At 46.6% G+C, this 23317-nt stretch carries 16 protein-coding genes and 1 pseudogene; all 17 read right to left on the bottom strand.

Features of this window, described 5'->3' with window-relative positions:
* Window positions 1–179 precede the first annotated feature (179 nt).
* The 17 genes and pseudogenes from IEY53_RS13345 to IEY53_RS13425 all read right to left on the bottom strand — a co-directional run bounded on the left by IEY53_RS13345 (window position 180) and on the right by IEY53_RS13425 (window position 23292).
* Window positions 180–920 carry a CPBP family intramembrane glutamic endopeptidase gene (locus IEY53_RS13345; protein ID WP_189025609.1) on the bottom strand — a complete coding sequence of 247 codons (741 nt, stop codon included), beginning with the start codon at window positions 918–920 and terminating at the stop codon, window positions 180–182.
* A 78-nt stretch (window positions 921–998) separates the two neighbouring features.
* Entirely contained in the window at window positions 999–1766 is a 768-nt protein-coding gene (locus IEY53_RS13350) for an ABC transporter permease subunit (RefSeq protein ID WP_189025611.1), read from the bottom strand.
* Entirely contained in the window at window positions 1763–2548 is a 786-nt protein-coding gene (locus IEY53_RS13355) for an ABC transporter permease (RefSeq protein WP_189025613.1), read from the bottom strand. The genes IEY53_RS13350 and IEY53_RS13355 overlap by 4 nt, the downstream gene beginning before the upstream one ends.
* Window positions 2545–3258 (bottom strand): ABC transporter ATP-binding protein, encoded by a 714-nt coding sequence (locus IEY53_RS13360; RefSeq protein ID WP_189025615.1) that lies wholly within the window; start codon window positions 3256–3258, stop codon window positions 2545–2547. The genes IEY53_RS13355 and IEY53_RS13360 overlap by 4 nt, the downstream gene beginning before the upstream one ends.
* A 92-nt stretch (window positions 3259–3350) precedes the next feature.
* The gene (locus IEY53_RS13365; RefSeq protein WP_189025617.1) at window positions 3351–4358 is read right to left on the bottom strand and encodes a sensor histidine kinase; all 1008 of its coding nucleotides are present in this window, start codon (window positions 4356–4358) and stop codon (window positions 3351–3353) included.
* The gene (locus IEY53_RS13370) at window positions 4355–5032 is read right to left on the bottom strand and encodes a response regulator transcription factor (RefSeq protein WP_189025619.1); all 678 of its coding nucleotides are present in this window, start codon (window positions 5030–5032) and stop codon (window positions 4355–4357) included. Before IEY53_RS13370 ends, IEY53_RS13365 begins: the two co-directional genes overlap by 4 nt.
* Window positions 5033–5752: 720 nt before the next feature.
* Window positions 5753–7747, bottom strand: coding sequence for a chemotaxis protein CheA (locus IEY53_RS13375; protein ID WP_229696128.1), 1995 nt, complete (start codon window positions 7745–7747; stop codon window positions 5753–5755).
* Between the two features lie 17 nt (window positions 7748–7764).
* Window positions 7765–8190, bottom strand: a complete 426-nt coding sequence (locus IEY53_RS13380; protein WP_189025621.1) for a chemotaxis protein CheW — start codon at window positions 8188–8190, stop codon at window positions 7765–7767.
* A 23-nt stretch (window positions 8191–8213) separates the two neighbouring features.
* Complete coding sequence (locus IEY53_RS13385; protein ID WP_189025623.1) at window positions 8214–9803, bottom strand: methyl-accepting chemotaxis protein; 1590 nt, start codon at window positions 9801–9803, stop codon at window positions 8214–8216.
* A 326-nt stretch (window positions 9804–10129) separates the two neighbouring features.
* Window positions 10130–10996: an SDR family oxidoreductase gene (locus IEY53_RS13390; protein ID WP_189025625.1), complete on the bottom strand. Its 867-nt coding sequence runs from the start codon at window positions 10994–10996 to the stop codon at window positions 10130–10132.
* Window positions 10997–11109: 113 nt separating this feature from the next.
* Window positions 11110–12056 (bottom strand): annotated as a pseudogene (locus IEY53_RS13395) (LLM class flavin-dependent oxidoreductase).
* Window positions 12057–12083: 27 nt separating this feature from the next.
* On the bottom strand, window positions 12084–12431 hold the full coding sequence (locus tag IEY53_RS13400; protein WP_189025627.1) for a hypothetical protein: 348 nt from the start codon (window positions 12429–12431) through the stop codon (window positions 12084–12086).
* Window positions 12432–12812: 381 nt separating this feature from the next.
* A complete protein-coding gene (locus IEY53_RS13405) occupies window positions 12813–13058 on the bottom strand; it encodes a hypothetical protein (protein ID WP_189025629.1) in 246 nt (81 codons plus the stop codon).
* The gene (locus IEY53_RS13410; protein ID WP_189025631.1) at window positions 13051–15171 is read right to left on the bottom strand and encodes a thioredoxin domain-containing protein; all 2121 of its coding nucleotides are present in this window, start codon (window positions 15169–15171) and stop codon (window positions 13051–13053) included. The genes IEY53_RS13405 and IEY53_RS13410 overlap by 8 nt, the downstream gene beginning before the upstream one ends.
* Window positions 15172–15290: 119 nt before the next feature.
* Entirely contained in the window at window positions 15291–15767 is a 477-nt protein-coding gene (locus IEY53_RS13415; RefSeq protein ID WP_189025633.1) for a GyrI-like domain-containing protein, read from the bottom strand.
* Between the two features lie 187 nt (window positions 15768–15954).
* The gene (locus IEY53_RS13420; protein ID WP_189025635.1) at window positions 15955–21066 is read right to left on the bottom strand and encodes an Ig domain-containing protein; all 5112 of its coding nucleotides are present in this window, start codon (window positions 21064–21066) and stop codon (window positions 15955–15957) included.
* 54 nt (window positions 21067–21120) lie between these two features.
* Complete coding sequence (locus IEY53_RS13425) at window positions 21121–23292, bottom strand: glycoside hydrolase family 88/105 protein (protein ID WP_189025637.1); 2172 nt, start codon at window positions 23290–23292, stop codon at window positions 21121–21123.
* Window positions 23293–23317 lie beyond the last annotated feature (25 nt).

Raw genomic sequence — 23317 nt, forward strand, 5'->3', positions numbered from 1 at the left:
ATCACTGTATAATAAAAAGTTGATCTCTAACAAAGAATAGATCAACTTTTTTTGCAGATTGTAGGCGAATACCTCCAATAATCAATATAAGTCTTTAAGTAAGCTAACAGGCATCAAAGATATAATTGCTAAACAGGAGTATGGTCCTGAGTTAACAGCGCTTAAACAGTTGATACCCGCTAGTAGAAGAGTAACACTAACAAATTATACAAAGAATGAATAATAATTACTGACCAAAGAGAATTACTTTTCTTATATACAAACCCAAATATAATACCCAACACAAAAACTGTTAATATGGAACTTAGAATATAAGGGAATTCAAACAGACCTTTATAAAACCAAATAGGAAAATGAATCGATACAAAGAGTAAAGCTGTAATTGTATTTGCTATCCAGAATCTAAAAGAATCCATAAGTTTTCTTAATAAAAAACCTCTAAAGACAATTTCCTCAGTTATACCAACCAATAGAATAGTATTAAGCCATCCGTTAAATCCTATTTGAAAATCGATATTATTTTTTAAAACGATAAGATTTATTACAAAATAGAATATTATCAAGGCTAAGGATACCCAACCTGTCCATTTTAGACCTTTTCTAAAGTTATGATGTAACTGTAAATAGGAAAGTGGTTTACTTTTTTCCATAATTTTAACTAATAAAATAACAGGAATGACCCAAATAACTATTTTAATAGTGGCTGATGTTATAGCTCTTGGAACGGGGTCCATCAAATCTAAATATTGAACCAACCATAATTCTCTGATACACCATAGGTCATAAAATAATATGAAATATACCCAAATATAATTTTTATTTACTTTTAATTCTATCCGAAACTCCCCCTTTCCTTCTTCAACAATCCTACCTTCGATGATACCTTCGAAGTTGGGGATTTCTATCTGTTTTAAAGACAATTCATCAATTGTTTTGACTCCTAACTCGAAAGTTCTTCGCTTTCGCTCTTCATAAATCGGTTTAAGCCCATCCTAAACTTAGGCATCTCGTTTACGGTAAAATACAATAGCTACTGTAATAAAGATCAGTGTCCATAACATTGAAAAACCTGTCCCTTGCATTGGTGTAAGGACATTTATTTCATCAGAGGAGGGCGGCATATACATATAATATCCTGCCGTATCCGGAAAATAATTTAAATAATTTTTAATACTAGGTAGAAAAACTCTCGTCAATGGACTGACAATGAAATAATAACCAAGTAGTACCACTAAAGCAGGAGTGGTTCGTCTTAATAAAGCACCTATAGCTGCACTGAGAAGTGTGGTTAATGTTAGATAGCCTGTTGCACCTACTAATGTTTGTATCATTGTGTCTATTTCATTCACTACTGCTGTGTCTCTCATCATAAAAAAAGTATATAGTACACCTGATGTAGCAATAATAAACGCCGCAGGAATGGTTATAATTGCCAATGCCAAATGCTTTGTGGATAATTGAAACCCACGCCAAGGTATCGTAGTTAAAGTAGTTCGAATCTGTCCACCAGTATACTCCGAACAAGTAGCTAAGATACCAAGTATAATGAACCCTGCTTGAAGATATCCCATAGAAGCAAGTCCTATATTCAGTACACTTTGCGTTCCTGCTGCCCCTTGTAGACCAACAGAAGTAAATGCTGCGGCTAAAACTAAATTAAGAATGAACGTCCACATAAGAGCGAGCCATATCAATGGTAATGTAACTAATTTACCCAGTTCAGCACCAAGGATTTGTGTTATCTTTCTACTAGATGAGACACTCATGATGCAACGTCCCTCCTATGGAATACAATAGCTGCTACCATTAAAAGAACAACTACCCAGGCAAACATGACTAAACCGCCTGTAAGCGGGGTGTAAAATCTGTCGAATATACTGCCTGTGATAGGGGTATGAGATCTGTCGCTCGTAAACATGAACATTTCAATGCCAGCCCTGTCTGGTAAGTAAAACGCCAACTTGGTAACCTTAGCAAGCAGGACACTGAATGATACAATGGATGAATTTATCATGAGCACAGCAAGCGGTAGGATACCATTTTTTGTTAGAAAAGTAAAGCCAAATGCTAACAGAGCAGTGAATGACCAGTAACAAATTGCACCCGTAAGTCTGGACCATTCAAATGCAGGGGCATATTCACCAAGAATAAGATGCGTTGTTGACACAGTTGTCATAATAGCAACAATACAAAGCAGTATGCTGATCACTGTCACAGCACCTGCTTTTGCCAGCAAAAAATGAAGTCGGGATGAAACAACAGTTAAACTTGTTGTAATCTGTTGTCCTCCACTAGATTCACTGCTCTCTGTCAAATACTCACTGCTTACAGCAAGCACACCAAGGATGATAACACCTTGCACACCAAAACCTAATCCAATATAGCCAACTTCCGATAGCCGTGTGCTAACTCCAGCTATAATCTCATCTTTTTGCGCTATGCTGTCCAAGGCAGCAATGACCGCTGGGGCAAATGCTCCAATGAGAAAGGCAAGCCAAATGCCCGGCAGGGACAACAGTTTGGATAGTTCTGCGTTGAACGCTCTCATACAGTATCACCTGCATGTTCAGATGTCAGGGCAAAAAAGGCTTCCTCCAGCGTGAAATGGTTACCTGTCACTTCTTCAAGAGTTCCATCTGCAACGACTTTTCCATGATTAATAATCACTACATCATCAACCGTCTCTGCAAGCTCTCCCATTAGATGACTTGAAAGTAACACCGTGTTACCAGACGCAGCACGTTCACGTAAAAATGTCCGAATCCAGCGGATGCCTTCCGGGTCGAGCCCGTTTACAGGTTCATCTAATACCAGTATTTCGGGATCGCCAAGCAGTGCAGCTGCCATCCCAAGTCTTTTCCCCATACCAAGAGAATAACTTCCGACTCTTTTGCCAGCCGCATTCGTAAGACCCACTAATTCCAGAACTTCCTCGACACGTGAGCGGGGCAATCCTACGGCACGAGCCATCCAGCGTAAATGTGCCCGTCCTGTCCGCATACGATGAGCACCAGATCCATCAAGTGCGGTTCCTACTGTTAATAGAGGGTTATGTAGTTCTGCGAATGGCTTTCCATTAATCAGTGCACTCCCTGAGGTGGCACGATCTAATCCAAGCAGGATTCGGAGTGTAGAGCTTTTACCTGCCCCGTTTGGACCTAAAAACCCGGTTACTCTGCCTGGTCTGGCTTTAAAACTGATACCTGATAAGATTTCTTGAGTTCCGCGATGTTTGACTAAGTTATTAATTGTGAGCAACCATAACACTTCCTTTCTGTTATGGCTCTAATTATAAAGAAGCAAAGTTACATCCCGGATATCAGCCTGTTTAATTCTGGGTTACTTTCAGGTTAAGCTCTGCCAATAGCTACGATTGTGCCATTTTCATGGGATGTAAAGTCAGCTTTCAGCTTCATTTTTTGTAGCATATAATTTGAAGCCGCTAAACCAATCCCCGCCCCGCGCTCATAGGAGGAGTTATCCATACCTGGACCTCTGTCTGTAACAATGATTTGTTCTTTTGCTGCATCAACCGCAATCTTTGCATATTTCCCCTCTGCTGCATGGCGAAGAATATTCTGAAATAAATTATCCAGAACCCGTGTTATCCATTTAGGGTCTACTTCCCAATAAAAAGTTTCCTCTGCCGGTAAATCAACTTCGATCTGAATTTCTTTTTCTTCAAATACAGGATACCACGCAGCAACAGATGCCCTTACTAAACGTCCAATATCTGTTGAAGCGGGCCTATATGGATGTTTCCCGGATGTAAGCAATGTATAGGAAAGTAAATCATCCATCAGATCTCCGACTCTTGTAATCGTATGGTTCATCTCTGTTAATGAGCTTTGTCCTTCTAAACTTACTGATTCTTTATTTAATCTAATTATATGTCCTCTCAGGATGGTAAGCGGCGTTCGTAAGTCGTGAGATAAATTCGCAATGAGCCGATTCCGTAATAATTTCTCTTCATATTCCCGCTTACGGCTGTCTTCAAGCTGCTGAATCATCCAATTAAAAGAACTTCCTAACTGATCTATTTCATCCATACGATCCGTGCGGACAGATATGGGTTTGGGAAATGAGTTATGATCAGTTGGAGATGACATGACTTCCTGTAAGCGGGTAAGACGTTTGCGAAGTCTCAGGAAGAACACCCAGGACATTACAACAAAAGCGATAATAATAAAACCAAACAAAAGCAGTGTAACGTAAAATAGCTTTAACGTATTGAGTTTTGCTCCATGGATAGAAGAGCCAAAGAACGCAGAGAAGAAAATAAGCATAATTAGAGGAGAAAAGATAAATAGAAAATGTCCTTTTAGAAAACGACGAAATAATGATCTGGTCTGTTTCATAGCTTTACCCGGTAACCTATTCCCTTTAACGTTTCAATAATCTCCGGGGAATCCGGGTTACGTTCCAGCTTTTGACGCAGTCGACGGATATGTACCATTAATGTTTTGTCACCAGTGATATAAGTTTCTTCCCAAATGGCTTCATAGATTTGTTCTTTTGGCAAAACTTTATTAGGGTGGCGTAAGAAGTACATTAAGATTTGATGTTGTTTCCCTGTCAATATGATTTCTTCTCCTGTGCGTTTGTCAAATACCATCTGGGCTTCCGGATCGACTTCAATATGATTGCCCAATGAAATGCGTTCGGAATATGATCCTCCAGTTCGACGGATTAATACTTCTAATCTTGCAACTAATTCATCCGTATGGAAGGGCTTCGTGACATAGTCATCTGCAAATTGCAAACCGTCTACCTTGTCATCTATCGATGTGCGGGCAGATAACAGCAAAATAGGAACAGCAGGAGCGGCCTTTTTCAATCGTTTTCCTACAGTAAATCCGTCCAAACCGGGTAACATGATATCCAAAATAACGATTTCATGCTGATTTACTTCTTTTTCGGCTCCTTCACCAGAAAGCAGCCACTGAACTGAAAATCCTCGCTGTTCCAATTCTTCTTTTACCCAACTGCCTATTTTCTCGCTATCTTCAATGTATAATACGTTTCTTTTCAAGTAACATCCCTCTCTCTACACTGAGTTCACTATTAGACAGATTAACACAATCTAAAAAATAGTAGCACGTTTATTTCTATACTCGATTTGATGGCCTTGAGTCCCTTATAGAACAAGAACTTCTCTCTTCGTCGAATCTTCTTTTCTAAGTCCGACCCGCTGTGCAGCCAGGCAAATAACCAAGAGCTTCAATAGCGGCTTCACCGTTTATTCTAATAACAACCTGATACTGATTGAGCCGGTCGTTTTACACTCCCGTAAGAACATTACAGAAATCCGCGAGTTCTTTCGAGAACAGTATAGATGAAAGTAAGAAAATCCCATAGTACAAATGCGTACCAGGATTTCCTCTTTGACATCCCTTTGTAGGAGCTACGGACACTTCACATCTTTAAAAGTACACACAGCACCGAAGCCGGCGTGAAAATAACATTTGGCAGGCGTATAATGCATGTTCTTTTATCAAAAAAACAACTTTGTGTAATTTAAGGTCCGATGTATCAGCATAAAAATTTGTTTAGATGATCATGAAATCGGCAATAGTAACATGTTCTTGTCCCGAGCAAAGGACAAGAACTTGATCCCATAAAACAGAAAACCCGCGCTGGGCGCGGGTTCTAAAGGGACTATGTTCTTGTCCACCGACAGTAGCAGCCAACAAATTCAGCTGTGGAGCATCTCATGGGCATGATTAGGGCGCTCACATTAAGTCGCTTCCCTCTAATGGCTTACCAAATAGGAAGCATCCAGAATCACAGCTACCCGGCCATTGCCCAGAATGGTCGCCCCGGACAGATGATTCATCGTACCAAGGAAAGTGCCCAACGTCTTGATGACGACCTCCTGATTGCCGATAATCTCATCCACCGCAAAGGCGGCGATTTTGTCGACAGAACGCACAATAACCAGCGGAAGCGTCTTTGCACTGCGCTCCGCCCGCGGATAATGCAGCTTGTCGTGCAGCCAGGAGAACGGAACCATCCGCCCGTGATTAATGATGGCGTGTTCTCCCTGAATGGTCTGAATCTCTTCCGGGGTTATCCGGACGATTTCGGCAACATTATACATAGGAATAATCAGCACCCTGCCGGAGACTTTAACCAGCAGTCCTTTGATAATGGCCAAGGTAAGCGGGAGCCGGATGGTAAAACGTGTCCCCCTGCCTGGTTCTGTATCAATCTCAATGATCCCGTTCAGACGCCCGATCTGGCTGCGGACAATGTCCATCCCTACCCCGCGTCCGGAGACATCGCTCACCTGGGAAGCTGTCGAGAAGCCCGGTTCAAAAATCAGATGGACCGCTTCCTGTGCCGTCAGCCGCGCCGCCTGATCCACCGTTATGATCCCTTTGCCGCGGGCAGAAGCTTTGATCTTATCGGCATCGATCCCCTGACCATCGTCCTCAAAGCGGATCACCACATGATTCTCTTCGTGAAAGGAGGTCAAGGTAATCCGCCCTTTCGCCGGTTTCCCACTAGCCGCCCGCACCTCCGGGCTTTCAATGCCATGGTCGGCGCTGTTGCGGATCAGGTGAATCAGCGGATCGCTCAGCTCCTCGATGATCATCCGGTCCAGCTCGGTTTCCCCGCCCTGCACCACCAGCTCCAGCTCTTTGCCCAGCTTCTGCGAAAGGTCCCTGACCAGACGCGGAAAGCGGCTGAATAATTGGTCAATCGGCAGCATACGTGTCTTCATTACGCCTTCCTGCAGCTCTTTGATAACCCTGCCCATATGATCGGATACGCCGCTGATGTTTTGCAGGGCCATGGCCGGGTCTCTCCGCAAGCCGGCCGCATTCATATCCGCCAAAGACGTCTGATCGATCAGCAGCTCTCCCACAAGATTCATCAGATGATCCAGACGTTCTACGCTGACCCGCACGGTAGGCTGGTTGGCCTTGACCTGTCCATCAGCCGGTGCACCCGGCTGCGGAGGACTAGCCGCTTCGGGCAATGGCGTTTGCCCTGCTGCCTCCACGGACGAATCCAGCCGGAAGAGAGAGATCTCCAGAGTCTCAATATCCGAGTCACCCTCTAGCTGTGAATATATCGCTTCTTTCTCCTTCAATGTAGCAATAACTACCACAAACCTGCTGTAGCGTTCATCCTCATCCGGTGCAGACGAAGCGGCTGGAGCAAGTGCATCCGCAATAATCGTTCCGCATAAATCTTCTATCCGCTGATGCAGGATGTGATATCTTGCCGCTTTCATCAGGCAGTCCGGCTTCAGCACAACGCGGATGGCCAGCAGCTGTTGGCCGCCCGCAGCAGCTTCTTCAGCCTTCAAGGTCTCTGCCACACTTAATTCCGGCAGCTTGACCGGCTCCTGAACGGCAGGTTTGTTAATAAGCGCCTGTATGTCCGTTACAATGGCCCTGCAATCTGCAAACGTTTCTCCGCTAATATATTGGCCACGCAGCAGCTTCATGGCATCAAGCGCCTTGAACAGCGTGTCAATCAGCAGGGAGCTGATCTCCGGCTTTTTCTCCCTCACCCATTCCAGTGCATATTCGACCTCATGGGTCAGATCGCTCATCTCGCGGAAGCCCATGGTTGAGGATGATCCTTTGATCGTGTGTGCTGCACGGAACAGGGTCTGGATCTGCTCCGGAGAAGGCGCACGCTCCAGGGCCAGCAGAGATTGGTCCATCCTCTCCAGCTGGTCATTCAGTTCTTCTATGAAAATATCACGGTAGGCTGATAAGTCCATCGTCATTCCTGTCCTCCTCCTTCCTACCCGCTGAGTAATTCCTCAAGCTTCAAGATTCCGATCAGTTGCTCTCCGCGCATGCCAATCCCAAGGAAAATCCCCTCTCTGCCCCGGCCATGCCCCCCTGAAGGGGGATGGATCTCATCATAGGTCGTCACTTTGTTTACTTTATCAACGATCATTCCAATAAACTCTTCCCGGTAGCGAACGACAATAATCCGGGTCGCCTTGGTGTATGGCTCGTCCGCCATGCCCAGCAGATTGCGCAGACTCATGACGCATACCACTTTGCCGCGGAGATTCACGACACCTTTCACTTCATTCCGGCTGAACGGAATATCCGTAATGCTGAGCATTTTTATAATTTCATGAATCTCTTCAATGCGGATGGCACAGGTCTCGGCACCCACGGTAAATTCAATATATTGCTCCTTCTGAAGCGCGGTCATGGTTTCACCTTCAGTCTATGGGATTAATGGGTTTTGAATGCGGCTGCCGAACGGGCAAGCTCTTCTGCCAGCTGTGCAAGGGATTGGCAGGTTGCGGCCGTCTCTTCGGAAGCCGCTGCCGATTCCTCACTCGAAGCAGAGATCGACTCCACAGAGTTCATGACCTCGGCTGCCTGTGCAGCCTCTTCCTCACAGGCCGCTGCAATCTCATTTACTTTTAAGGAAGAGTTGTTCACCATGCGGATAATATCCTCAAATGCCTCACCCGTCATCGAAGATTGCTCGACGCTTTGCGCCACGGCCCGGACACTCTGCTTGGTATTCTCCTGCATGGCCTTGATAATGGCGGTAATTTCCTTCGTAGCCTCGCTGCTTCGTTCGGCAAGCTTGCGGACCTCATCGGCCACCACGGCAAATCCCCGGCCCTGTTCACCCGCACGTGCCGCTTCAATGGCAGCATTCAAAGCCAGCAGATTGGTCTGTTCGGCAATATCGTCAATCACTTCAATGATATCTCCGATTTTGCGGGAATCGTCCTCGAGCTGATCCATCTTTTCGCTGACAGCCTGCATCCCTTTTAGGGAGGTCTCCACTACATGTCCGCCTTCACGCGCCGTTTTGACGGTATCGTTGGACAGCTCTGCCGCTTCCTCTGCACTGGCAGCTACAGAATTAATAGCCAGAGACAACTCTTTGAACAGCTCGGAAATATTCGCAGCCTCGGCGGACTGATTGGTACTGGTGCTGGCAATCTCCTGAGTGCTGGCTGAAATTTCCTCGGAGGAGGCAGCAACACTCTGGGAGTTCATAACGATGCCGTTGAGTAGTTCCTTCAAATTGTCCACCATACGGTTCAGTGCCGCAGCTAATTGTCCCACTTCGTCGGTCGAGGTGACATTTGATTTCTGCGTAAGATTCCCGGCAGCTACCTCGGAGGCCAATCCGAGCATTTGCAACAGCGGTCTGGAGATGGATCTTGCAATGAGATATCCAATCAGAACACTGAACAGAACAGCACCAATCACGATGATGATTGTAATCAGCAGTGAGGAGGAGTAAGCAGCTTGCGACTCTGCGTTCGCCTCTTCCGCCAGCTCTACATTGAACGATATCAAATCCGCCATATACCGGGTTACCATTTCACCTTGTGCCGTTAATTCTGTTTTGGCGAACTGGTTGAACGCAGTAGGATCATCCCGTTCTGCCAAAGGAAGCGCCTTATCGAAAAGATCAAGGTATTTCTTGTATTCTGTATCAAAGGATCTGAGCAGATCCTGCTCTTTTTGAGAAGTAGCCAGCGGGCGGAAGTTATTAACTTCTTTAACAATACTCTCGCGCCCTGCGGCAATGTTTTCTTTCAGCTTCTCAAGCTCTGTGATATTCGTTTCCGTACTCATGTCGCGCAAAAACACTCTAATTCTCTGATAATTGATTTGAGCGGAAGAAAGCTCCCTGACGGAGATCAGATTGTTGCCGTAAATTCCTTTGATGTTGCCATTCATAGCCCGCAGTGTTGAGATCGAGAAGACCCCAAGCCCGGCCAGAATGAGTGACACAATCAGAAATGCAGAAATGATTTTTGTTGCTGTCTTCAAATTGCCATACCATTTCATAAATACTCCCCCTAATGAAGCGAATCTTGTGTCAAATAGCCACTTATATTGCTCTCCCCTGCCGCTATATGACAACTTACGATTTATTTCGACATTTTTCATGAAAATGTGAATAGATCATGTCCAGGAATCATAAAAAATCTCATGAAAACAAATTTACGTAGTTTTTATTTCACTTTCAGTATGGAATCCAAGGACTATTGAACCGATGTTGATGCGGGTATTTTCATATAAATGCAAAAATAGCCCAATCGCATCTTCTGCAATTAGGCCATTCTTTTTAAAAATAAGGTCACTTGAAAGCTGTCCCTATCGTCCGCCTTATGTTAGGCTTTCAGCTGGTTCAGCATGTCACTTACCCCTTGCTCCAGCGGAGTAAGCGGACGATTCAGCAGCTTCTCGAAGTCGCCGCTTTCATTATCGAGTGCCCCTTCACGGATCGCTTGCTGGATTCCAACTACGATTGGAAGCGCCGCTTCAGGCACGCCTGCTCCAGCCATAACCTCCGAATAGGTCTTGTCGTCCACCTGCTGTACAGCAACTTCCTTGCCCAGAACCCGGCCTACAATCGCCGCCAGCTCTTCTTGAGTACTTGGCGCTCCAGATAGTTCATAAACCGTATTCTGATGGCCTTCGCCCGCCAGTACAGCAGCAGCTGCCTGAGCATAATCAGAACGGGTTGCCCAGCCGACTTTGCCGGAACCGGCAGAGGTTAGCCAAGGTGCACCAGATTGTACAGCTTGAATGGTTCCAATTTCATTCTCCAGGTACCAGTTATTACGCAGGAAGGAGTACGGAATACCGGATTCACGGATGAATTCTTCCGTAGCCTTATGTACAGGAGCCAGGAAAAGTGTGCTGGTATCAGCCTTTCCAACACTTGTATAGGCAATGAATTTCACACCTGCACGTACGGCTGCATCCACAGCAGCTTTGTGCTGGCGGATACGGGTGTCATTGTCTCCATCTGCCGACACGATGAGCAGACGGTCTATACCGGCGAACGCAACATCCAGAGTTTCCGGCTGATCAAAGTCACCATGACGGACTTCTACTCCGCGGGTCCGCAGCTTTTCTGCCTTTTCGGGATTTCTCACACTTGCCACGATATTCTCAGCAGGTACAGAAGCCAGCAGGCTTTCTGCCACAATGGAACCAAATTGACCTGTCGCACCTGTTAATCCAATCTTCATCTCAAAAACCTCCATTTATAGAATTTTATAGTTGCCGTTTTGCAGACCGGCTATACATGTAATCATTATAGTTACAGGTAGACGGATTGTCAAACCTAATTAAAGTGGTTTGTTCAATCATTCCATAATGCACTGGCAAGCAGCTCAAATGAGCGCAGACGTTTCCGGTAATCTGGAATCATGGTAACAATGATGAATTCATTCACACCATACAGGAGCGATAACTGCTCCAGCCGTTTTTTTACATTACTTGCAGTGCCAACAAGCAGCTTACGATCCGGGAACTGAGAAGGCTCCCCAGTGTCGTATTCCTTTAGTAATAAGGCGGCATTGGCTGAAGCGAGCTGCTGAGCCTCTTCTTCCGTATCCGCGCAAACTACGCCTACGGCGACCATGGTTCTCGGTATGGGGGAATGTGGAGTGGGTTTGAACGCTTCACGGTAAGCATGCAGTACCTCTTCGCCATCCACATCACTCATGAACTGACCGAAAACATAACCTGTTCCAAATTCGGCTGCATAAGCCGCACTTTTGATGTTTGTACCAAGCAGCCACAACTCGGGGGTTACAGGGGGAATCGGGCGGCGGATACCCGTTGTCCTTCAAATTCGAAGTTCCCCTGCAACAGCTCCGTTACTCCTCTTAGCGATTCCGGCAGTTGTCTAACGTTCTCAAGGAAATTCCCGCTAAGCGCCATGCTCACATGGGCCGAGCCGCCCGGCGCCCGTCCCATACCAAGGTCTATGCGACCCGGGTATAAGCTAGCAAGCAGGTTAAACGATTCAACCACCTTAAGCGGCTTGTAATGCGGTAACAAAAGCGCCCCCGAGCCGATACGAATACGATCCGTTTTCGCTCCGATATGCGCCAGCAACACCTCCGGGGCGGTACACGCCAGCTCTGGCATATCATGATGTTCGGCTACCCAGTAGCGGTTGTACCCAAGTCGTTCGGCTGTTTGAGCAAGCTCCACCGCTTGTTCCAATGCGAAGGTGGCATTCGCCTTTTCTAACACAGGAACCAGATCCAATACGCTAAGCTTTAAAGGTTCTATTTTCATGACACCTCCTGTTATCAAGCTCCATACCTACGAGCCATGCACTGTTCGTGGATTTCTGTAAAATTCAATCATATCTATAAAGGTAACCCGATATAAACGTATAACTTCCCCTAATTCATATAATCGGCCATGACCATCCTCTTTTAACGCGTACACTACATCATGCCGCACCTTATCCATTGCAATTCTGCCGATGAACTGGTGCTCGTACTCTGTATATTTCTTTTTGAAATCTTCATTAAACTCCAATAACTCGACGTAAGACCGCTCTAGCAGCGCATTTACCAGTGTCAGTTCTTTATCTTCCTTTTGGACTGCCACGTAATAGTTGCCACGATCATCCTTAATCAAGTCCGTGAACAATTCAATATTCAAGGCCAAAATCTCCTTTCGTGTTTTACTCGCAGACAACAAGTTTAGCATACCCCAGAGTTAAATCAGTTCAACCAAACGGGTGAATAACAACTCGGAGCTTAACTAGGCCCGGATGGTTGTTGTTGTACAATAGGCAAGATTATCGTCATTTGGCTTGCATAGAACTCACATTGTTGTACAACGTACACAACTCTCGCCCATATATAGTGTGGTTAAGACAATGGATGACTGTACGATTTGGCGTGGGTCCTTCTGCGGACACGATGAGGTCCCTTCACGATCTATCCGCGGCTGATGCGGACAGGAAATCCGTTATTGGGGAGGATTCGTCTATTCAGCAGAACAAACGGACAGAGATTCTGCTAATTGTCCCATCTCCCCTCATTCTAGGCTCAAACAAACGATATAACGGCTCCTGAGTCCGAATTCGCCAGGAAAGCAGACTTTTTCGCAAAATAGAGTCTTCTCTGTCCGCTTCACTCCGCTGATGGAGCCCAATCCTCCTGCACCGCCTATTTCATCTGATGCTTCCAAGATATCCACATTTTTTGGCATTGCATCATTTCCTAAACGACAAGAAAGAGCAGCCGCACCAGCGGCCGCCCTCAGTAAATAATAGTTACTCATCACGGCCTTTGGCCTGCGCAGCCAGCAGTTCCTTCACCGCTTCAAGCGAGGTCAACGGCTCGCGGCAGGCAAAATCCCGGCAGACATAAGCCGTGGCGGCCCCGCCAAGGGCCGGTTTGTCCGCCAAATGCGGCAGCAACTCCACAAGCTGCTCATCGCCCTCCCATTTGATGAGCAGCGCAGCATCCGGCATATAGGCCTGCTGCACCTGGGCGAGCATGCTGTGCAGGGCGGAGTCCTCCCTTTTGCCGGCCAGAACCCATTCCTTGCCACCGCCCATGAATCCCAGCAGGGCTTTTAAATACATGGAATATCCCGCAGGGTAGGCTGTTGCAGCGGCTCCCACTGCAATGGCAGTCCGCTCGGCCACACCTTTTAGAGCGACGTCCTGCGTCATCGCGGCGAGCCTCGGCAGGATCATGGCCGCCACCGAATTGCCGGATGGCATCGCTCCGTCATATAACTCCTTGGAACGCAGGGGCAATGACTCTCCATCCACACCGGTGAAGAAGAATCCGCCTTGCTCGGCATCCGGGAAAAGAGTGACCAGTCCATCTTTTAACACCAATGCCCGTTCGAGATACGTTACGTTGCCGGTAGCCTCATACAGCTCCGTCAGCCCCCAGATCATAAAAGCATAATCATCCACATATCCCGGAAATGCAGCTTCACCATCCCGGTAGCGGGCAAGCAGACGGCCATCCTCGCGTCTCAGCTTCTCCCAAATAAAGTCCGCAGCACCCCCGGCAGCCTGGGCATACTCCGGTTTCTGCAAGGCCTTGGCCCCTTTGGCCAGTGCGGCAATCATCAGCCCGTTCCAGGCGGTCAGCACCTTATCATCCTTGGCAGGCGGGATGCGGATCTTGCGGTAGGCGAACAGCTTCTCACGCCATTCTTCTATCCGGGTCCGCAGGCCAAGCGGATTCATGCCCAACCGTTCTGCCATATCCTCAGGCAGGCCCTGCAAGAGATTAGGGATATTTTTCCGTTCAAAATTCCCCTCTGGCGTAATGCCGTATACATGGCAATAAGAATGCATGTCCTCAAGCCCCAGCGCCTCTTCGATCTCTTCGCGGGAGAACACATAGAACTTGCCTTCCTCCCCTTCGGAATCGGCATCCTCCGCCGAGTAGAAGGCACCTTCCGGGGAAGTCATATCACGCCGCACATAGGTAAAGACACTTTCGGCAATCTCGGCGTAGAGCGGTTTGCCCGTAATCTGGAAGGCTTCCAGATACACATAGGCCAGCAGCGCGTTGTCATACAGCATTTTTTCAAAATGAGGAACCAGCCACTCTCTATCCGTAGAATAGCGGGCGAACCCGAATCCGACATGGTCATACATTCCCCCACGGTACATCGAGGTCAATGTTGTCTCGACCATTTGCAGCGCTTGGGGCACGTTGTACGCCTGGCTGTAGGCGAGCAGAAAAGAAAGATTATGCGGCGAAGGGAACTTCGGCGCGTTTCCGAACCCGCCATACTGCTCATCGAATTGGCTCTGATACAGCCGGAACGCCTCATGCAGCAGCTCTTCACCAGGTTCATCATTGTGTTGACCATCGCCCTGACGCTGCTTCCGCTCATTCGCCTGAAGTTCAGTCAGCAGGTCATCGCCCAGCTTGCTAAAGGCCTCGCCGTCCTGCCCCCACTTCGCCTGGATCTGCTCCAGCAGATCCATCAGTCCCATCCGCCCAAGCATCCGCCGCTTCGGAAAATAGGTCCCTGCATAAAACGGCTTTTTCTCCGGCGTCAGCAGCACCGTGAGCGGCCACCCGCCCGACCCCGTCAGCGCCTGACACACCGACATATACAGCGCATCAATATCCGGCCGCTCCTCGCGGTCTACTTTAATTGAAATGAAATGCTGATTGAGCAGATCTGCGACTTCCTGATCTTCGAAGGATTCTCGTTCCATTACGTGACACCAATGACAGGTCGAATAGCCGATCGAGAGAAAGACCGGCTTGTTTGCAGACTGGGCTTTAGTAAAGGCCTCGTCTCCCCATGGATACCAATCCACGGGGTTGTGCGCATGTTGTAATAGATAAGGTGATTTCTCGTTGGCTAATCTATTGGGTACTCTGTGAGTTGTCACGGGGCGTCCCCTCATTTCGGCTAATTTGGGTAAAGTATTGCCTAGGGTTAGTTTACCCAAATTAGTAAGGAAAGGCACAAAAGAAAAGAAGGCAACAAATCTTTTAACTCAATAGTCTGAATCATTACTTTAAATTACTTTAATGCTATAAACAGATCAATCTCATTGTCTAGGCTTTCGGGTTTATATCTTTCATCCCAAATTTCAAAATCGTAATCCTTTGGTTCATTTCCAGTTTCTATAATCCATTGTCCATATAAATAGTCATATGAACGGCTAAGCTCAGATTCAAGTCCCTTATGTGTGTAAGTAACATATTTGCTCTCAGTGACAGCATGACTTACCATATTTAATGGAATATCACCGTGATGACTTACTTCATAACAAAGAATATGGGTAAAGCTGTCCACCTGAGGATTAAAATCAGGCTTCATAGGATAAATCTGCATTAAAATTACATTCTCATTTTTCTTGTTTAGAATTTTGTCTTTTCCTTCAACTAGTGAATGATAAGTGTTCTTACCAAGACCAGACTCAAATTCTTTGACATCCGCTTCAATTTTATAACCTACAACATAAAAAGGGGGCAGTGTTATTACTTTAGCTTCCAAAAAATCTCCTCCATTCAGAATGATTGATTCACACGAACAACCCATCAATGACAGGTCGGTTAAAGCCACACTACGAATACCCAATAGTGTTTGTTTACCCAAAAAGGCGGGGAAAGCCGCAACGATAGAACTACTTTCACTTCATTAGCTTCCTGATATTTCTCCCCGTATTTACAGTCGATCCGGTTTACCGCAATCCGGCCGGAGCATCAGGGACTTGATCAGAGTCGATCAAATGTTGAGCGTCTCGCACGAGGTATGCTGCCGCTTCACTCGAAATATGCTTTCCGTTTTGTGCATGCACTTCTTTAACAAACGACCCCAAATTATCTTTTTCCAATTTTTTAAGCAAACTATTGGCAATTCCGGCATTATCGATTTGATGATCGCTTGTAAAGCGTGTGACTAGTGACTTTAAGGCATAGATGCTTGTTGAAGTTTCAAAAGTAATGACTTGACTCTTTTCGTTTCCGGCCCTATCGCTTGCTCTCACGACAAACGTATGCATACCAAGCGGTAGCGTATATAGGGCAATCGGCGTCCCTTGTTGTACTACATTCGAATCCAGCGTTACCGTTACCTTGACAGGATCTACGCCCGACAACTGATCTTCCAACTCGATAACGGGCGTAATGTCCACGGAATTGAGATAGGTGCCATATACCAGCCCAGTTACCGTAATGGTAGGTGCGACTGTATCCAGTTTGGCGCTAATGCTTCTCACTGCTTCCACATTTCCCGCTTTGTCCATAGAACGATAGTGAATCGTAGACTGACCATCCTGATTAATGGTTAAAACATCCGTATACTTTTCCCATACATTACCGCCATCCAGACTGTACACTGTCTTCGTTACGCCAGACAAGTTATCTGCCGCATGCAAGGCCACTGTAATTGCGTTGATGTACCATCCGTTCGCTCCATCCGGTTGAGTCGGCGTAACGGAAGCTGTAGTAACAGGAGCGTCCATGTCGGCGACAAAGGAGCGGATCGTTCTGCTTAGCGAACCATGGGAGATTACGATCTCTCCAGACCCCCAGTCAGCAGACATATAATTTTCACCGGTAATGCTGCTGACCGCGTCATGTGATTTGTAAGTGTTGAAATCGACCGGTACACCGTCGATCTTTCTTACATCGGTTTTATAGTCCAGCTTGAGCAGCTTGCCATTCAACCCCTGGTACTGGATGTAATATCCGTTGTTAATGACATAGGTAATCGGATGAGCGGCCTCATTGTCCAGAATGGCTGCGATGAATTCCTCGAATGTTCCGGAGAACTCTGCCGAATCTGCTACTTCCATGACAAATGCTGTATTGGCCGAATTAATTTTCGCCTCTATATCCGACCATCTCCCGGACTTCGACCAGCTATACTGAACGGTATTGGCCACGACGCCGTCCTTTAGCATTTTTATGGCAGCATATACGTTATTTTTTCTGACGAAGACCCAGCCGTTATATCCGTTGCCATCTACAACATCATCCATATACATTTTGGGAATCCAAAAATGGCTGAACTGCGCATAGTTCGTTATTTTATGCATACCAAGCATGACGTTTTCATCCTGAAAATATTTGTATGACATACTCTTAAAGTCACCATTAAAATATGCATGTGGCGATGCCGTATCTGTTTCATTCAGACCTGGATGACTGTCGAAAATAACCGCATTCATCGATTTCCCAAATGTTAGCGACCATGGAACCTCTTGAAATCCTTGAAAGTAACGGCTGTCATTAGGAGCAATCTCCTGCTGGACTATCGAACCCAATGTATATTCTGGTGTCACATGGGTGTATTTTTTCAGGCTTTCCGCAACGGGAATGTCCGGAATCGTATAAACAGCCTTCCGTTCCTTGTTATTCAGTCTTTTGTTCCTGTCCCGCGCAAGGGCATACAGCACATCCGATGGTCTGTATGTGCTTACTGGCAGTAATCCGGCCTGCACGTTAACATCAGCATACTCTTCATCAACGTCGACTATTGCAGTATCGAACAGAAAATCTACAAAATAATTAGAATGGCCATATAACAACGATTTCGGTGAACTGACATAAGTACGCGCATGGGCACCTCCCATATTCGCTTCTAGCGAATCGACTGCCATATCTGCCATCAGATAGTCCAGCATATCGAAGGCCATATTTTTCACAGTTGCATCATTGGCAAAGGTATACAGCATCGACAAACCGCCAATATCAATCCCATAATAACTGATTGAATCATACTCCCCCATGCCGGTCTTTAGACGCCGATTCATCCAATCGCGTAAATAGTTAGTGAACATCACCTGATTTTCTAATCCCGTTTTCCCGTTCCACATCGTCGCATCCGGCCAAATTTCACTAACGAGATAGCCGCTGGCAAAATAAATCAGCCGATGATTCTCCGACATAAATTCCGTCGGATTGGAGTAATCGGTCTCCTTTAACAAGTCAGTCATTCTTTCCCACACCGCGTCGGATACATTGACTCTGCCGTCCAGCATTTTATAGAGAATCAGCATCTGAGCAAAATAAAAATCTGCTGCTCCATTTGCTCTGCCATTCGGTCTCGTCTCATCATAAATCACTTCGTCAATCATCCAGTTTACGGCATCATCATAATTTTTCTCCTCGGGGTTTAACATCATTTTCCCGAAGATTTCAGTCAAGTACATATAATGCTTGGCATAAGGAGGACGATCTGACTTCTCGTATGCGCCGCGCATTTTGTATAGCAAATTTTCCTGCCTGATTGCCGTACCGCTTTTGACATATTCCATTTCTGAAACTGCCGGGACTGCTGCCGTTATCGTCAGATCAAGCGTCAAATTATGATAAGCAGCTTCTATGGTAACACTGCTGCCTTCGGAAGCATCCGTTTTGAACCGGAACGTATCGCCGCCAAACAGTTCCGCTTTGTCAGCACCTGACTTGATGGTAAAGGTTAGCGCCGGATCTATGGTGATGTACTTCGTTTTTTCTGCGGCATAAACAGCTTTGATCGCGGTCATCTCTGCCAAATCAACGGTATCGTAAATGTTTACTTCCAAATTCGATTTATCTGCCGTAATCGAAGACGGAACTCCCTCTGCATGCGGTCCCCCTTCCAGCTTTCGAATTCGGATGTCATCGAGGTAGACTATGCAGTTCTCAGCTCTAAATGCAAAGCCGCCGCTCATATCTATACCAGAAGCGTAGTACTGAACCACATTATCGAGAGAGAAGATGTACTGGTTATTGACTGCTTTGGCGGAAAATGTATGCCAGTCGCCGTTAACAATATTTACCTTGGGTCCCGGTGATGTACCAATTCGCATGTAATTCTCAGCATTATTGTCTAATATCCGGTAAACAAAAGGAAAACCGCCCTGACCCAAATATTCACTATGAATTGCTTTCCGGCGCATCAGTACTTCAAACGCGGTATTGTAATCATTCGGATCTATCATTGGCGTTATGATTTTGATTTTGCCTTCAATCTCATAATTGGTCCAATCTTCGTCTCCCATCAGTCTGCTGACGCCATTTGCCAGCCGGTAAACTTGATTGCCGGTTTCATCATCGACCACCAAATCGGCCGCAGGCACCGATAGCACTTCAGGATGAGACACTGTCTTCAGGCCTGGCAACCCAAAATTTTCAAGAATGTCCCCTGTTATAACCGTCACTTGAGCTGTATATGTCTTCACCTTAACCGGATCCATGACATCTGCTGCTGTAACGGTAATCTCATATTCGCCTTCGGCTGTCGGAGTCAGCGTCCCCGCTGCCTGATCGAAACCGAGTGAAGCGGGAAGCGGACTAAACATCACTTTATCATTGGGAATGACCGTATAAGCATCCGCCGAAGTATACGCTCTTACTTCAAAACCGGTCGTTTGGCCGGGGGAGATAAGCGCATCCTTAATAAACAATCGTATGTCCCGGGCTGTGTGCAGTTTCGTTATTTTAAGATTGTCAAAATAGGCTTTCGTATTCTCAGTCTGTAAATATGCTTTTCCTTTGGTTAATGTAGTCAAATACCTGCCTGAACTTACGGTATCGACACCTGACATACTGTCATTTTCTGAGATGAGCGTTGTCGTGCTAACTCTCTTCACACCGTCTGGAGCGTTAACGCTGAAAACCAGATTATCAAACATCGATGATGGCGAACCGTCATACGGATATTGGGCAATGAGCCGATTGCTGATCATCGCCGCCATTTTGACATAGGTGTCATTAAAGCTGCGAGTGTTTTTGTTAAGTATCCCTGCCTCGGTTGAACTGAACGCGCCGTAATACCACTGATTCAGAGCGTTGGCATTGTTGCGGGCGATACCCATCCGATCTCGGAGAGCTGGCTGGTTTGCGTCATATGCATGTGTACCAGCATTGTATTTCAGCGTATCCATATAACGAAACGCATAATCTTTGTTGTCGCCGCTGTTCCGTAAATGGAACGAAATTCCCCCATTGCTACCGGCGTTACTGCTTGACTGCTTGACATCTGCATCAACCATATATTCGGAATCCGCATCCGAATTTCCATAATCGCCTTCAATATTCAAGGTCCGTTTAATTGCGCCTGTTCCATCGATCAGCAGCGCATGGTTGCCCGCTCCTTCTTCAACAACAGTAATAGCCGAATCACCAGACGGTACAAAGGAAGGCGTGTCCCCCTCGAAACTTTCATCAACGACTATTTGGCCGGCGACCCGGATCGGCGCTTCATCAAAGTTATTGATGTTCAGCGCTGCGGAGTGCCTCAGTCCTTCGAGAACAGCGGATACTTGAGCGACGCCGGCACCAAGGCCCGTAATCTTTTTGTTTGCGGTATCCACTCGAATTTTATCTTGTTGTTCAGTAGAAACTGAAGCATTATCCGTTACATCCACCTTTTTACCATCAGCAGTACTTGCAACCACGCGATATTCCGTCGCTCCGCTTACATTTATATTCCGATTGGTCAGCACTAGACGAAGAGACGTGAATCTGTTGTGATTTTGGTCAGTCATAATCAGTTCCGGTTTCATGGTCGATTCTTTGGAAAGGAAGTTGACATGACTTTCAGAGGAAGCAGCACTAGTGACGTAGTTTGGATTAAGATCATTTTTCACCTCGAGCGTACTGGCACTCCCATAATTCGTGTCCGCAAAAGTCCCGCCGCGAACTGTAGCATCTGAAACAGGATAATAATTGACGGCATCTGCCTGCACTTCTGTGACCTCCATTCCGGGCATACCTGGAATTCCAAATACACTTAACAAGATCGTAATGACTAGAAAACAAATAAATTTCTTTTTAATTGACCGCATGCTAAATTCTTTCAATCCGTCCATCCCCTTTCAAAATGGTGTCCCGGTAAAGATTAGCTGTCGGTTTTTCTATTTCTCCATTAGTAAGATCATTTCTGCTGCAGCCAGCAGAACAATGCCTGTACCATGATCATCATTGATATAAGTGGGAATATCGAAATAATAGGAAGGTTCCATTGCACAGCCTGACCCGAGACATACTCCATATACATTCCCCTCAGCGTCTACGCAATGATGCAACAGAGCCAGCCAACCTTTATTCACCACCTCCAGAAATTCATCCCCTAGCCATCCCAAACGAATTCCTCTGGCCAGAGACAACACAAACATTGCGGTACATGAGGTTTCCTCATATGAAGCGCTTTCATCCAACACTTGATGCCACATTCCAGATTCGTTCTGATAAGCTGAAATACCGGCTGCCAATTCCCTAAACAATTGAAGCAGCCTATCACGCTCCGGATAATCGCTTGGGAGATTGAGCAGTATTTCTGTCATAGCAAAAATGACCCATCCATTCCCTCTCCCCCAAGGTACTCGACTGTTCACACCTTCCAGCGGAAAATAAATATGGGCATACAAGCGTTTGTCCGACATCCATAGCTGTTTATGGAAGCCTTTTGCTTGACGAATGACCTCATCAAAATAACGGGTATCCCCCGTCAATTGGCCCACACGAACGAGAAATGGACAGCTCATAAAAAAATCATCCGCCCACATCGTTTCTATCCGATAAAACGTGCCGTCTTCCATCCGAGGTACGGCATTCATGACGGCATTGCCTATCCGTTCAATTACCGGCAGCATGGATTTGCACCCTGTGCGTTTATAGGCTTCGATAAACATAACGCCGATCGCACCGCATGGATCAAGCTCCTCCAAACGCTGAGCGCGCGGAATTATAGACGGTACTCCGTAGCGCTTGGCATCCCAGAGCGCATAATCATGATACTGGGCCATGACAGCCATGCTATCCGTTGCATAACGAACTACCTCGGTTGACCCTATCGTTTCTGCCGCTTGCAACAGCCCGTACAGTCCAACCTGGATGGCATAAAACCATTGGCCGAAAAAGAAGCCATCCAAATAAGGTCTGACATAGGTGTCAGGAGATGAAAGCCGCCAGTAAGCTTTAGCATCACCTTCGTCTATGGCATACATATGTTCAAAGCCAATTGGAGCTATTTCTATAGCAAAACTCTGATCCAGCAGTACTTCCGGTTCCACTCCCGAACTGCCAAACGGCCCTATATACAGCCAACGTGCGTCATCGCCGCGCCCGGACTCCAGTTCGGGTACTCCATCCGCCCGCTGCCCGGTCGTAATATCCGTTATCTCCGCCTTTAATCCCCATTTGTTCGCCTCATCGTGACGAACGCATTTTATAAGCACCTGTCCACGTAGGTTAGCTGATATAACCGCTATTTGAGTCTGTCCGGTTGTGGTTGATCGAAACACCTCCTTTCCATCAATCCATACTTTTATCTCACCTTCATGCTGGACATTCAGCACTAAGGAAACGTTATCTTGCTTTTCATAAAAGGTCATTCCGTAAGCACATGCAGCGTTCGGACCGTACATTTCTGCAAAATCCACGAACTGCTGCCGGGACTGAGCAGAAATAGCCGGCTCCCATAAGGAGAATTTACCCGACAGTGCTTCTGCTTCCAGTAACGCGCAACCGCTCTGCTCGCCGGCCTCCGGAACGAGAGGACCGATGTACGCGAATCCTTCCTCTCCCTGCAGCTCCGGCTGTGGAAACATGGGTCGTGTGGAAAATAAATAGTCTTTGGCCCACATACCCGGATACCTCGGAAAACCGATGGTAAGATCAAATCCCCAACGCTCACGCTCCCTGACACATTGCAGCAGCAGTTCATTCCACCCTTGCTTCATCTTCATGGGAATCGTCTGTGTTCCAGCGTACATCTCCCCGTTGAACCACAGTTTCGCGCTTCCTTTTACTGTAAGAATGACATCCTGCTCTTGGTCGGCATGAAACCGGGCTGCAGCATAAGCAATGGAGCCTTCCTGGGCCTCAGGCCAACAAATCGCAAAATCAGCTTGATACGGTCCGAAAGAAGTTTGCTGTCTGATGGGCTGTTCCGTGTAAGGCCGCAGGCGTATCTTCTTCCGCGGACGAGTCTCAAGCATCCGCTCCGTTACGCAAGTGATCACGCCGGCATGGTCTGTAATTCCTGCCTGAAATATCGACTTCCCCTGCTCCATTTTTTCATTCATTGGCCTTGCCTCCCCTCTCATAGAA

Source organism: Paenibacillus albidus, assembly GCF_014644435.1.
Taxonomy (GTDB): domain Bacteria; phylum Bacillota; class Bacilli; order Paenibacillales; family Paenibacillaceae; genus Paenibacillus_AQ; species Paenibacillus_AQ albidus.